This window comes from Streptomyces griseomycini, assembly GCF_014203535.1.
GTDB classification, from domain to species: domain Bacteria; phylum Actinomycetota; class Actinomycetes; order Streptomycetales; family Streptomycetaceae; genus Streptomyces; species Streptomyces griseomycini.
The window spans coordinates 977,504-990,774 of record NZ_JACHJI010000001.1 but is presented as its reverse complement, the minus strand read 5'-3'; the positions used below and the strand labels follow the sequence as shown (position 1 = coordinate 990,774).

General features: G+C 75.9%; 11 protein-coding genes. 5 read left to right on the top strand and 6 right to left on the bottom strand.

The features are described 5' to 3' along the window. Window positions 1-140: 140 nt before the first annotated feature. The gene (locus FHS37_RS04480; RefSeq protein ID WP_184817677.1) at window positions 141-1,226 is read right to left on the bottom strand and encodes a mechanosensitive ion channel family protein; all 1,086 of its coding nucleotides are present in this window, start codon (window positions 1,224-1,226) and stop codon (window positions 141-143) included. 325 nt (window positions 1,227-1,551) lie between these two features. On the opposite strand from FHS37_RS04480, the gene FHS37_RS04475 reads away from it, so the two are divergent. Then, window positions 1,552-2,088, top strand: coding sequence for an HNH endonuclease (locus tag FHS37_RS04475; protein ID WP_081237222.1), 537 nt, complete (start codon window positions 1,552-1,554; stop codon window positions 2,086-2,088). A 79-nt stretch (window positions 2,089-2,167) separates the two neighbouring features. Here the strand turns inward: FHS37_RS04475 and FHS37_RS04470 are convergent, their stop codons facing one another. The 4 genes from FHS37_RS04470 to FHS37_RS04455 all read right to left on the bottom strand — a co-directional run bounded on the left by FHS37_RS04470 (window position 2,168) and on the right by FHS37_RS04455 (window position 7,770). After that, the gene (locus FHS37_RS04470) at window positions 2,168-3,511 is read right to left on the bottom strand and encodes an FtsX-like permease family protein (RefSeq protein WP_184817676.1); all 1,344 of its coding nucleotides are present in this window, start codon (window positions 3,509-3,511) and stop codon (window positions 2,168-2,170) included. Next, window positions 3,508-4,215: an ABC transporter ATP-binding protein gene (locus FHS37_RS04465; RefSeq protein WP_184817675.1), complete on the bottom strand. Its 708-nt coding sequence runs from the start codon at window positions 4,213-4,215 to the stop codon at window positions 3,508-3,510. The genes FHS37_RS04470 and FHS37_RS04465 overlap by 4 nt, the downstream gene beginning before the upstream one ends. Beyond that, a complete protein-coding gene (locus FHS37_RS04460) occupies window positions 4,212-4,745 on the bottom strand; it encodes a PadR family transcriptional regulator (protein ID WP_184817674.1) in 534 nt (177 codons plus the stop codon). Before FHS37_RS04460 ends, FHS37_RS04465 begins: the two co-directional genes overlap by 4 nt. Before the next feature lie 148 nt (window positions 4,746-4,893). Continuing rightward, window positions 4,894-7,770 carry a beta-N-acetylglucosaminidase domain-containing protein gene (locus FHS37_RS04455; protein ID WP_184817673.1) on the bottom strand — a complete coding sequence of 959 codons (2,877 nt, stop codon included), beginning with the start codon at window positions 7,768-7,770 and terminating at the stop codon, window positions 4,894-4,896. 341 nt (window positions 7,771-8,111) lie between these two features. On the opposite strand from FHS37_RS04455, the gene FHS37_RS04450 reads away from it, so the two are divergent. The 3 genes from FHS37_RS04450 (at window position 8,112) to FHS37_RS04440 (ending at window position 10,839) form a co-directional block, all read left to right on the top strand. Further along, window positions 8,112-8,396, top strand: a complete 285-nt coding sequence (locus tag FHS37_RS04450) for a hypothetical protein (RefSeq protein WP_184817672.1) — start codon at window positions 8,112-8,114, stop codon at window positions 8,394-8,396. Further along, the gene (gene malQ / locus FHS37_RS04445; RefSeq protein ID WP_184817671.1) at window positions 8,397-10,481 is read left to right on the top strand and encodes a 4-alpha-glucanotransferase; all 2,085 of its coding nucleotides are present in this window, start codon (window positions 8,397-8,399) and stop codon (window positions 10,479-10,481) included. Between the two features lie 82 nt (window positions 10,482-10,563). Continuing rightward, complete coding sequence (locus FHS37_RS04440) at window positions 10,564-10,839, top strand: hypothetical protein (protein WP_184817670.1); 276 nt, start codon at window positions 10,564-10,566, stop codon at window positions 10,837-10,839. A gap of 150 nt (window positions 10,840-10,989) precedes the next feature. On the opposite strand, the gene FHS37_RS04435 is transcribed toward FHS37_RS04440, so the two are convergent. Further along, entirely contained in the window at window positions 10,990-11,628 is a 639-nt protein-coding gene (locus FHS37_RS04435) for a TetR/AcrR family transcriptional regulator (protein WP_184817669.1), read from the bottom strand. 145 nt (window positions 11,629-11,773) lie between these two features. Here FHS37_RS04435 and FHS37_RS04430 point away from each other — a divergent pair, with 145 nt between their 5' ends. After that, complete coding sequence (locus tag FHS37_RS04430) at window positions 11,774-13,222, top strand: FAD-dependent monooxygenase (RefSeq protein WP_184817668.1); 1,449 nt, start codon at window positions 11,774-11,776, stop codon at window positions 13,220-13,222. Window positions 13,223-13,271: the final 49 nt, after the last annotated feature.

Genomic DNA, 13,271 nt, shown 5'->3' with positions numbered 1-13,271 from the left:
CGCCGGCCCCCGCCCCTCGCGTCTGGAGGGTGGCCGGGCGGGGGGCTCCGGTGGCCCGGGGGGGCGGGGGGGGGCGGGGGGGCCCGGGGGGGGGGGGCCCCGGGGGGGCCCCCCCCGGGCCCCGCCCCTCTCGCGGGTGGTCACTTGGTGGTGCCGGGCGGGGGCAGCGGGGACGCGGCGACCGACTGCGGGGAGACCGTGCTCGCGTAGGCGGACGGGGCCGCCACGCCGGCCGTCGGGTCGGGGGCCTCGCCCTCGACCGGGGCCGTGGCGCCGCCGACGATGCGGATGCCGGCCGCGTCGAAGGCGCGCTTGATGCGCCAGCGCAGCTCGCGCTCCACGGTCAGGGCCTTGCCGGGCATCGTCTTGCCCGAGACGCGCACCACCATCGAGTCCAGCAGCACCGAGTCCAGGCCGAGCACCTCGATCGGGCCCCACAGGAGCTCGTTCCAGGGCTCCTCCTTGCCCATCTTCTCGGCGACCTCGCCCAGCGTGGCCCGCACCCCGTCCAGGTCCTCGTCCGCGCGGACGGTGACGTCCACGTTGGCGGTCGCCCAGCCCTGGGAGAGGTTGCCTATGCGCTTGACCTCGCCGTTGCGGACGTACCAGATCTCGCCGCCGTCGCCGCGCAGCTTGGTCACCCGCAGCCCGACCTCGATGACCTCGCCGGAGGCCACCCCGGCGTCGATCGTGTCACCGACGCCGTACTGGTCCTCCAGGATCATGAAGACGCCGGAGAGGAAGTCCGTCACCAGGTTGCGCGCGCCGAAGCCGATCGCCACGCCGGCGACGCCGGCCGAGGCCAGCAGCGGGGCCAGGTTGATCTGGAAGGTGCCGAGGACCATCAGCGCGGCCGTGCCCAGGATCAGGAAGGACGCCACCGAGCGCAGCACCGATCCGATGGCCTGCGAGCGCTGGCGCCGCCGCTCGGCGTTGACCAGCAGCCCGCCGAGCGCGGTGCCGTCCACGGCCTGCCCGGTGCGGGACATGCGGTCGATGAGCTTGGTGATCGCCCGCCGCACCACCACGCGCAGCACCGCCGCTATCACCACGATCAGCAGGACCCGGAGCCCGATCGCGAGCCACGTCGACCAGTTCTCCTCCACCCAGCCGGCGGCGTTGCTGGCGCTCTCCTGGGCGTCCTGGAGCGAGGGCACGCGTGGTGTCGGGGACTCCGAGGGGGTGGGCGACGGGCCGTCGGCCGACAGGACGGCGGACAAGGACACGGCAGGTACCTCCAGGTGCACGGTCTGCCCCCGGTGCGGCGGTCAAGGGCCGTCAGGTCTTCAAGGTCACGGAAAGGTCACCGGCACGGGCAGAACCACCACACTAACGGGGCATTGTGGGGGGAACGGACCGATCTGTGAAGAAGAGATCCTGCTCACCCGGGCTTGAACAGGCCACGATCGTGGGGAGGAAACAGGATGTGGTCGAAAACACTCCCAGCCCGTTACCGGGACATGGTGGCGCGTCCACCAGGCATGAGGAGAGACTGACTACGAAATCGTCCCGGCGCGAGCCACGCGCCGCCGGCGTACAAGGAGGCCGTCCGTGCCGCATGTCCTGGTCCTCAACGCGTCGTACGAGCCGCTCGGCGTCGTACCGCTCCGCCGCGCGCTCGTGCTCGTCCTCGAGAACAAGGCCGTGTGCCTCGAGGAGTCCGGCGCCTATCTGCACAGCGCGACCGTCACCGTCCCCGCACCCAGCGTGGTCCGGCTCAAGCGTTTCGTGCGGGTTCCCTACCGGGGGCCCGTTCCTCTGACCCGCAGGGCGCTGTTCGCCCGTGACGGGGGCCGGTGCATGTACTGCGGTGGCGTCGCGACCAGCGTCGACCACGTCATCCCGCGCAGCCGCGGGGGCAAGCACGTCTGGGACAACGTGGTGGCCTCCTGCCGCCGCTGCAACCACGTGAAGGCCGACCGCCACCTGTTCGAACTGGGCTGGCGGCTGCGCCACAAACCCGCCCCGCCCACCGGCCTGGCCTGGCGCATCATCGGCACCGGCCACAGGGACCCGCGCTGGCTGCCGTACCTGCAGCCGTACGGCGCGGACGACGCCCTGGCCCGGATCGACGGCATCTCCGCCTGACGACGATCCGGGCCTTCGCGCTGCCGGGCCCGGAGAGCCCCCCGCGCTCCCCGGGCCGGCCGGTGCGCCCGCCGGAGGGTCACGCGTACCGGAGCTCCGCGGGCCGTACCGAGCGGTGCAGCAGGGGCAGCGCGGTGGCCGCCGCCAGCAGGGACGCCGCGTACACGGCGACCGGCACCAGCAGCGCCGTCCACGGCGTCGACCAGCCGCCGCCCTCGGCGAGCGAGGCGTACCCCGTGCCGATCGCGGCGCCGCCGATGCCCGCGACCAGCACGCCGGGCGCCAGCGGCAGGGCGGTCTCCAGCAGCAGCGCCCGGCCGAGCACCGCGCGCGGCACGCCGACGGCGGCCTGCACCGCGAGCGTGCGGCGGCGGGTGGCCAGGGACTCGGCCGTGCCGACGGCCAGCCCGGACAGGGTGATCACGAGGCCGACGCCGATGGCCGCGGCCGTCAGGTCGAGCCCGGTGGTGTAGAAGGACAGGTCCTCGGACACGTGCTTGCCGGAGCCCAGCACCTCCAGCAGGGTCCGGCGGATCCCGACGAAGCCGGTGCCCACCACCGTCACCAGCAGCACGACCGTGTGCGTGCGGGCCGCCGCCCACGGGTCGTCCCGCAGCCGTTCCGCCGCGATGAGGACCGCCGGGCTCCCGGTGCGGGCGGCCAGCAGCCGGCCGGTCAGCCGGGCCGCGGCACCCACCAGCCACAGCGCGGCCGCCCCGGCCAGGGCCAGACCGGAGACGACCAGCATCGGCCCGGTGGGAACGGTGCCGGGACGGCGGTCCAGGCTCAGGTACGAGGCGAACAGCGCGCCCAGGAACAGCGCCACCGCCCCGAAGAACATCAGCCCCGGCCGGGTCCGCGGCCGCACCCGGCGCACCGTGCCGAGCGGCGAGGCCACCACCCGGCGCAGCGCCAGCACGCCGGTCAGCGTGCCCACCACGGGCATGCCCACCGCGACCACCGCGATCCCCGTCCAGGTCCACACCGAGGAGTGGTCCCCCGTGCGGACCACCAGCAGGGCGCAGAGCACGGTGGCGACCGCCGAGCCGGCCAGGCAGGCCGGCCCGGTCTCGGCCGCGGCGATCCGCCGCACCTGCCACGGCGTGGCGCCCGCCAGTCGCAGTCCCGCCAGCCGCCGGTCCCGGTGGACCGCGCCGAGGCGGGCGCTCTGGCCGAGGAAGCCGAGCACGGGGATCATCAGGAGCAGCAGCGCGGCGACCACGCCCGCCCGCTCCCCGGGGTCATCCAGCAGGCCGTCGGCGACGGGGATCGCGTGGTGCCCGCGCAGCGACGCCAGGACGACCGCCCCCAGCGCCAGTCCGGTGGCGAGCAGCGCGCCGACACCGGTGAGCGCGATCCGCCACCACTCGTGCCGGTCGGAGCCGCGCACCAGGTGCCAGGCCAGTCGCAGGTCCGCGGTCACGGGGTCACCTCCAGCACCGTGTCCTCGGTCACGACGGTGCCGTCGTGCAGGGACGCCTCGCGGTCCGCGTAGGCCGCGGTCCGGGCGTCGTGCGTGATCAGCAGGACCGCGGTGCCCGACTCGCGGGCCGTGTGCGCCAACGCCGTCATCACCTGCTCGCCCGCCAGGGAGTCCAGCGCCCCCGTCGGCTCGTCCGCGAACACCACCTTCGGGCCGGTCACCAACGCCCGGGCGAGCGCGGTCCGCTGGGCCTGCCCGCCGCTCATCTCCCCGGGCCGCAGCTCCTCCTGGCCGCGCGCCCCGAACCGCTCCAGCCACTCACCGGCCCGCTCGCGGGCCCGGGACCGGGGCGTGCCGGCCAGCAGCAGCGGGAGCGCCACGTTGTCGAGCGCCGTGAGTTCCGGGATGAGCTGGCCGAACTGGAAGACCACGCCGAAGTCGGTGCGGCGCAGCTCGCTCAGCCGCTTCTCCGGCAGCCGGTCGAGCCGCTGCCCGCCGTACGTCACCGAACCCCGGTCCGGGCGGACGATGCCCGCCATGCAGTGCAGCAGCGTCGACTTGCCGCTGCCGCTGGCGCCGGTGACCGCGAGGATCTCACCGGCCCGCAGGTCGAGCGACGCGCCGCGCAGGGCGGGTGTCCTGCCGTGCGCCTTGACCAGGTCACGGGCCGCGAGGAGCGGCCCTGGCGTGGCTGCGTTGTTCATGCTGCGTCGACCTCCGCGGTCAGGGTGGTGAGCCGGGCTGCCGTGGTGGTCATCCAACGGAGGTCGGCGTCGAGGTGGTTGAGGGCGAAGTCCGCCGAGAGCACGGTGGCCAGGTCCGCGCCGGGAGCCGACTTCACGGCGGTCAGTTCCCGCATCCGCCGCATGTGGGCGGCGCGTTGGGCGCGCAGGTACGCGGCCGGGTCGCCGCCGGACAGGATCGCCACCACGACCTTGGCGAAGATCTCGTTCGTCACGAACGGCGCGGGCGGCGCGATCTCCGCCGCCCAGTGGGCCAGTTCGCGCGATCCCGTCTCCGTGGTGCGGTACACGGTCCGCTCCGGACCGCCGTCCGAGTCGGTGCCCTCGATCTCGGCGAGACCGTCCCGGACCAGGCGTTGCAGGGTCGTGTAGACCTGCCCGTAGGCCAGCGGACGGGCCTGCGGGAAACGTTCGTCGTGTCGTCGCTTCAGGTCGTAGCCGTGGCTCGGCCCCGAGGCGAGCAGGCCCAACAGGATGTGGCGGGTGCTCATGCCGATCATTATGTACTGCGTACATGTACTGAGTGAATAGCTGCCCGGGGAAAAGTCGGGAGGGAGCCGAGGGGGAGGCCGGCGGGGAGGGGAGGAAGCCGAGGAGGGGGAGCCGCCGGAGGAGGAGCCGGGGCCGGCTCCGGGCGGGTCAGTCCGCGACCGCGTACGCCTCCACCGACCACAGCGAGTACCCGTACCGCGTGGCCCGCTTCTCGCCCTGGACGCGGACGTACCGCACGTCCGGCTCGTCCATGCGGACGGTCTCCCGGCCGCCGCGCCCGTCCCGCACCGCCGCCGCGGTGCGCCAGGTGCGGCCGTCCGCCGAGACCTCGACGCGGTACGCCGACGGATGCGCGTCCTGCCAGTGCAGCGCGACCTTCCCGAGCCGCACCGGGCGCTCCAGCTCGACCTGCCACCAGGCGTCGTCGTCGACCGGGGACGACCAACGGGTCCCGGGGTCGCCGTCGTTCGCCGCCGAGGCCGGGAAGTCGGGGGTCTCGTCCGCCGAGGAGTCCGCCCGGCCGGCGCGGGCCAGATCGGGGCCGGCGGTGCGCGGGACGGCGTGGACGGTCAGCGTGCGGCTCGCCCCGCCGAAGCCGAGCCGGACGTCGTACGACCGGGTCGGCGTGCCCGGCTCCACGGTCACCTCGACCGGTACCTCCAGCGGCGTGCCGCGCGGGACGGTCAGCGCCTCGTCGGGGACCTCGACCCGCAGGCCCTCGGGGGCCTCGACGGTCAGCCTGCCGCGCACCTCGTCGGGGCGCAGCGAGCCGAGGGCGGCCGTCAGCCGCAGGGTGCCGCCGATGTCGGCGTCCGCGCGGTCGTCCGGCAGCTCCAGGGAGGCGGCGGGCGCGTCCGCGTACCAGGGGACCAGGTGCCGGACCCGGCCGGGGCCGGCGCCGGTGACCCGGACGGCGTCGGCCGGCCCGTCGGCCCGCAGTTCGGTGGCGCCCGTGCCGGACAGCGGGCCGAGGCGGCGCCAGCCCTCGCCCGGGACGCGGACCTCCACCGTCCCGCGCGTGCCGGGCTCGGCGAGCACCGTCACGGAGTCCAGGGAGCGGGTCCGCGCGAGGCGCAGGGTGCGCCCGCCGGACGGGTCCCCGGACCGCGCGGCCGGCTCGTGGTCGATGCCGGCCCAGCTCTCGTACGCCTTCTGCGCCCGGCTCAGGAACGGGTCCAGCACGCCCTCGCCGACCGTCACCCGCGTGGACTCCAGCCGCGTCCGCTGCTCGCCCAGCCTCCGGTACGCCGTCCAGGCGGCGCCCGCGTCCCCGGTGCGCTGGGCGTCCAGCATGTCCAGGGCCGTGACGCCGGCGTCGCCGTAGCGGGCCAGCTGCCCCGTCCAGGGGGCGACCTCGACCGCGAGCGCGGTGCCGGACAGCCGCCGCGGCAGCTCGCGCAGCACCGTGAAGGCGGACCGCAGCCGGCCGGCCGCCCCGGTCCCGTCCTCGTCGCGGGCGGCGGCCCGGGCCCGGGTCCGCCAGAACTCCTCCATCAGCGGACGCAGGTACGCCGACTCCTCGCCGCCCAGCACCGAGGACGCGGCGTTCCCGGCGAGCGCGGTCAGGGCCTCCTGCCGCTCGGCGTCACCGCCCGCGAGGTCGGCGATCGCGGCCCGCCAGGACTCCCGGGGGCGGTAGTCGCGCGGGTTCCAGGCGAAGTCGGCGGCGGTGAACAGCGGTATGCGGGACGCCCCGGGCTGCTCCATCGCGTTGGCGAGCAGGGCGGCCGAGCCCGCGGCGACGGCCGGTTCGCGGCCCTGGTAGGGGCCGAGGAAGATCCGGCCGGGGGCGTAGTCGTTCACCGGGTAGTTGTCCATGGTCACCAGCGGGTGCCCGAACACCTCCCGCGCCTCGGCGAGTTCGCCGCCCGTGATGGTGCGCGGCACCACCCCGACCCCGGTCCACGCCACCTCGACGCCCGGGTCCAGGGCCTTCGCGAGGGCGCGCCGGTACGCGGTCGAGCCGTCCTCGTAGTACTCGGTGGGCATCAAGGACAGGGCGGGGGAGCCGGGGTGGCGGTCCGCCAGGTGGCGGGCCACCGCGTTCGCCACGTGCGCCTGGGCGCGGGCGGCGGCCCCGGGGCCGGAGCCGAACCGGTCGGCGTCCGCCCCGCAGTGCCACTCGCTGTAGCTGACGTCCTGGAACTGGAGCTGGAAGGCACGGAACCCCAGCGCCCACATCGCGTCCAGCTTGCGGGTCAGCGCGCGCAGGTCGGCGTCCGAGGCGAAGCACATCGCCTGGCCCGGCGCCACCGCCCAGCCGAGGGTGACGTGGTTGCGCCGCGCCCGCTCGGCCAGTTCCCGGAACTCCGCGCGCCGCTCGGCCGGGTAGGGCTCGCGCCAGCGGGCCTGCCGGTGGAGGTCGTCGCCGGGTGCGTAGAGGTACCGGTTCTGCTTGGTGCGGCCCATGAAGTCCAGCTGCTCCATCCGCTGCCGGTGCGTCCACGGGGTGCCGTAGAAGCCCTCGGTGACGCCGCGCACCGCGGTGCCCGGCCAGTCCCGGACGACCGCCGCGGTGAGGCGTCCGTCCGGGCGCAGGAGCTGGCGCAGCGTCTGCACGGCGTGGAACAGGCCGGCGCCGTCCGCCCCGGTGAGGGAGACGGCGCCCCGGCCGGTGGTGAGCGTGTAGCCGCCGGCCGGAAGGGCGTGCCGGGGGTCGCCCGTGGGACGTTCCGTGCTCACGCGCACCACGAGCGCCCCCTCGGGCACCGGTGCGCCGGGAGCGGTGAACCGGCGTGCCCCGGCCTGCCGCAGCAGCGCGCGCAGCGCGTCGAGGGCGTACGCGTCGGCCGTCGCGTCCGCGCGCAGGGCGACCTCGCCGGTCACCTCCACCGGGGCGCCGTTCGCGCGCAGGGAGTGCGGGCGCGGCCACACGGACAGGTCCGCCCCGGCCGCGTCGGGAACGGGCGACGCGGTCGCCCCGGGCGCGGGCGGAGCCGCCACGGAGACGGGCGCGACGCCCAGGCTCCCGGCGACGACGGCGAACGCGAGGGCGACCGCCCCCCTCCCACGCACCCGCTGCACAGACCCCTCCTCCTGGCTCGACCCCGGTCGTCCGACGGGGCGCCCCGACGGCCCCCGGACCCGGCGGCCGTGTCCGATCCGTTACCGACGGATCCCCGAGCCCACCACTCCTGCGGTGAACGTGTCAATGAGAGTGGCCGTTGTGGCGCGTATGTCCCACTGTGGAGTGAGGGAGCGGGAAGAGAGTGTGAGCAGGAGCACGTTGTGCGAGTTCGTGCGTCTGGCCCCGCGCCCGCTGGGTAGGGCTGCGAGATAACCCGCACGAACGATCCGCACGACTCGCACCGCCGCTCGCGTGATCCGCCGAGCAGGGCGAGGAGTGCACGACGAGGAGGCCACCAGTGGCTGCACCGGCGTACGTACCGTCCCCCGCCCTGTCCAAACCCGTGGCGGAGCCGTCCGCCGACCTGCCCGCCGAGCCCGAGAGCCTCCACCTGTGCGCCTTCAGCGCCGAGGGGCCCTGCACCGAGGTCCCCCTCACCAGCGAGCCCCCGCTGCCCGCCGCCGAACCCCTCACCAGCGAGCCCCCGCTCGCCGACGCCGCCCCCCTGACCGGCGGGTCCTATGCCGACACGGACCCCTCGGGACTCGACTCCCTCCCGGCCCAGTACCGGCCGGAGCCCTAGGTGACCGCGCCCCGGCCGGCCGAACCCCCCTCCGAGGGCCTGTCCGAGGCCCTGTCCCGGCTCGCCGCCCTGCACGGCGTCGCCACCTCCTACCGCCCCTCCCCGGACCGCACGGTCGCGGCCTCGGCCACCGCCGTCACGCGCGCGCTGGCCGCCCTCGGCGTGGACGCGGGCACTCCCGCGGCCGTCCGCGCCGCGCTCGCCGCCGGGGAACGGGAGCGGGCGGAGCGGCTGCTGCCGCCCACCGTGGTCGGCCGGGGCCCGGACGCCCCGGCCGCGCTCGCCGCGCTCCCCGAGGGCACCCGGCTGCGCGTCCGCACCGAGCAGGGCGAGACCCGCACGTCCGCCGGGCACCTCCCGCCCGGGGTGCACGAGGTGACCGCCACCGCCCCGGACGGCCGCACCGCGCACGCCCACCTGATCGTCGCCCCGCCCCGGCTGCCCGCGCCCCCGGGACGCTCCCACGGGCTCCTGGTCCAGCTCTACTCCCTCCTCTCCCGCCGCTCCTGGGGCATGGGCGACCTCGGCGACCTCGGCGAACTCGCCGACTGGGCGGGACGCGTCCTCGGCGCCGGGTTCGTCCAGGTCAACCCCCTGCACGCGGCCGTCCCCGGCCCCCCGACCGACCCCTCCCCGTACCGCCCCTCCTCGCGCCGCTTCCCCGACCCGGTCCACCTGCGGATCGAGGCCGTCCCCGAGTTCGCCCACGTCGAGGACCGCGACCGCCTGCACGCCCTGCTGGAACGCGCCGGGCGGCTGCGCGAGGCGGTGCTGGAGCGGGGCGCGCTGATCGACCGGGACGCCGTGTGGGAGGCCAAGCGCGAGGCGCTGGAACTGGTGCACGCGGTTCCGCTCGGACCCGGCCGGCGCGCCGCCTACGCCGACTTCCTCGCCGAACAGGGCCGGGCCCTGGAGGACCACGCCACCTGGTGCGCGCTCGCCGAGGTGCACGGCGCCGACTGGCACCGGTGGCCCGCCGCCCTGCGCGACCCGCGCTCGCCGGAGACCGCCCGCGCCCGGCGCGAGCTGGCGGACCGCGTCGACTTCCACTCCCGCCTCGCCTGGCTCACCGACGCCCAGCTCACCGCCGCCCAGCGCACCGCGCGCGAGGCCGGGATGCCGGTCGGGATCGTGCACGACCTCGCCGTCGGCGTGCACCCCGGCGGCGCCGACGCCTGGGCGCAGCAGGAGCACTTCGCGGCCGGCATGTCCGTCGGCGCGCCCCCGGACGCCTTCAACGCGCGCGGCCAGGACTGGGGCCTGCCGCCCTGGCGCCCGGACCGGCTCGCCGAGTCCGGCTACGCCCCCTTCCGCGCCCTGCTCCGGGCCCTCTTCCGGTACGCGGGCGCCCTGCGCATCGACCACGTCATGGGCCTGTTCCGGCTCTGGTGGGTGCCCGAGGGCCACCCGCCCACCGAGGGCACCTACGTCCACTACGACGCCGAGGCCATGCTCGCCGTCCTCGTCCTGGAGGCCTCCCGGGCCGGGGCGGTGGTGATCGGCGAGGACCTGGGCACGGTCGAGCCCGGAGTGCGCGAGGCACTGCGCGAACGCGGGGTGTACGGCACCTCGGTGCTCTGGTTCGAACGGGACTGGGAGGGCGACGGCCGCCCGCTGCCGCCGGAGCGCTGGCGCGCCGACTGCCTGGCCACCGCGACCACCCACGACCTGCCGTCCACCGCCGCCCGCCTCACCGGCGAACACGTCGACCTCCGCGCGAGCCTGGGGCTGCTCACCCGCCCCCTGGCCGAGGAACGCGCCGAGGCCGCCGCCGACACGGCGGAGTGGCGGGACCTGCTCGCCCGGCTCGGGCTGCTGGACGGCACCGCCGACGGCACCTCCCCGGAGGAGGCGGAGATCCAGGCCGTCCACCGCTACCTGCTGCGCACCCCGGCCCGCCTGGTCGGCGTCTGGCTCCCCGACGGCGTGGGCGACCGGCGCCCGCAGAACCTCCCCGGCACCTGGGACCAGTACCCGAACTGGCGCCTGCCGATCGCCGACGCGCGGGGCCGCCCGGTGACGCTGGAGGACCTGGCGGCGTCGCCGCGCCTGCGGGCGCTGATCGACGTGCTGCGCGGCGGGTGAGCGGTCCTGCCCGCACCGGTGCCGGGCCACGGACGGCACCCCGGCCGCGCGGTCCCCACCGGCGTTCGCTACCTTGTGCAGCGTGGACAAGAAGAACGCCCTGCGCGCCGGCGCCCTGGCAGCCGGTACGACGCTGATGATGCTGCTCATGTCGTCCCCCGCGCTCGCGCTCACCCGCGACGACGGCGACGACCCCGGCACGGGCCTGAGCGTCATCGAGACGCTGGGCCTCTACGTCGTGCTCCCGATCGTGCTGTTCCTGGTCATCGCCGGTCTGGTGATGGTCGGCGACAAGTCGCACAAGAAGAAGGACCCGACCAGCTCCAACATCCGGACCAAGGCCGACGCCAAGGCCTGATCCGGGGCCCGCGAGCCCACGCGCACCTTCCCGAGGGCGCCGTCCCCGCCGCCGTACGCACCCGCCGTACGGCGACGGCGGGGACGGCGCCCTCGGTGCCGTCCGGCGTCCCCTGCCGTCCGGCAGGCCCGGCCGGCCAGGACGCCCCGATCAGCTCGGACGCTCCGGATGGTCCGGATGCGGCGCCGTCAGATACCGCTGCAGCGTCGGCCCCAGCCACGCCACGATCTCCTCCCGGGTCAGCCCGGCCGCCGGGGGGAAGCGCAGGACGTACCGGGTGAGCGCCAGTCCCAGCAGCTGCGAGGTGACGAGCGCGGCGCGCGCCGGTACCTGCTCGGGGTCGGGGCAGACCTGCCGGACGACCGGGAGGATCTGGTCCCGGAAGACGCCCTGCGTGCGCTCGGCGCCGGCCCTGCTGGTGGCGGCGACCCGGAGCAGGGCGGTGAGGACCTCGTTCCCTTCCCACACCGCCAGGAAGTGCCGCGCCAGCGCCCGCCCGACCTCCTGCCGGGGCAGCGCGCCCAGGTCGGGCAGCTCCAGGTCGATGGCGACGGCCGCCGCGAACAGCCCCTCCTTGTTGCCGTAGTAGCGCATCACCATCGACGGGTCGATCTTCGCGTCCCGGGCGATGGCGCGGATGGTCGCCCGCTCGTAGCCGTCGGAGGCGAACCGCTCGCGCGCGGCGTGCAGGATGGCGGCGCGGGTGGAGTCCGAGCGCCGGGCGGGGGCCGGCGCAGCGGCGCTTCCGCGGCTCCCGCCGCTCCCTCTGTCTGTGTCGCTGTCGTGCATGCCCGCAACCGTAGGCCAACACCCGTTTGCCAACAAGTGTTGACTTCCCGTCGGTTGTGGGCCTACGGTGGTCAACAAGCGTTGGTCAACAGATGTTGGCAAACACGTGTTGACGGTCCGCGCGTCGACCTTCAGGGAGGCCCTGATGAACGGCAACGACCCCGCCCGCACCGTGATCGTCGTCGGCTCCGGCCCCACCGGACTGCTGCTGGCCGGTGACCTGGCCACCGCCGGCGTCCCCGTCACCGTCGTCGAGAAGCGCCCGTCCGGGATCAGCAACCTCTCCCGCGCCTTCGTCCTGCACGCCCGCACCCTCGAGCAGTTCGACGCCCGTGGTCTCGCCGACGAGCTGGAGGCGGTCGGACGCCCGCTGGACCGGCTGCGCCTCTACGACCGGCTCACCCTCGACCTCGGCACGCTCCCCTCCCGCTTCCGCCACCTCCTCGTCGTCCCGCAGTACGAGGTCGAGAAGGTCCTGCTGCGGCGGGCCCGCGAGGCCGGTGCCGACGTCCGGTACGAGACCGAGATGACCGCCCTGAGCCAGGACGCCGACGGCGTGACCGTCGACGTCACCGGGCCCGGCGGGGAACGCGGGCGGCTGCGGGCCGCGTACGTGGTCGGGGCCGACGGGATGCGCAGCTCCGTGCGGACCGCGGTCGGACTGCCGTTCCCCGGGCGCTCGGTGATCCGGTCGGTCGTCCTGGCGGACGTGCGGCTCGCCGAGCAGCCCGGGACGCTGCTCACCGTGAACGCCGTCGGCGACGCCTTCGCCTTCATCGCCCCCTTCGGCGACGGCTACCACCGCGTCGTCGGCTGGCACCGGGGCCGGAACGCACCCGACGACGCCCCCCTCGACCTCGACGAGATCAAGGAGATCACCCGGCTCGCCCTCGGCCGGGACTTCGGGATGCACGACGCCCGCTGGATGTCCCGCTTCCACAGCGACGAACGCCAGGCGCCCGCCTACCGCGTGGGCCGCGTCTTCCTCGCCGGGGACGCGGCGCACGTCCACACCCCGGCCGGCGGACAGGGCATGAACACCGGCCTGCAGGACGCGGCCAACCTGAGCTGGAAGCTCGTCCAGGTGCTGGGCGGTCACGCCCCCGGGTCGCTGCTCGACACCTACCAGGCCGAACGGCACCCCGTCGGCAGGACGGTGCTGCGCAGCAGCGGCGGCATCGTCCGGCTCGCCATGGCCCACCGCCCCTGGACACTGGCGCTGCGCGCGGCCCTGACGGCGGTGCTCGACCACGTCGGCCCGGTCCGCCGCAGGGCGATCGGCCAGGTCACCGGGATCGGCGTGCGGTACCCCGCGCCCTCCGGCGCCCACCGGGCGACCGGCGCCCGCGTCCCCGACGTCGCGCTCGCCGGCGGACGCCGTCTGCACCAGGCGCTGCGCGGCGGTCGGTTCGTGCTGATCACACCGGAGCCGTACGACGACGGGGGCGCGCGCGGGGAGCGGCTGGCGGTGGAGCGCTGGGCCGGGGACCGCCGGACGAGCGTGCTGGTGCGGCCCGACGGCTACGTGGCGTGGGCGTCGGACTCCGCGGGGCGGGCCGGGATCGAGGCCGCGCTCGCCGCTCACGTCGGTTGAGCCCGCCGCCCACGCCGGCCGGGCGGGCGGCCCCTCGACCGGACGGCCC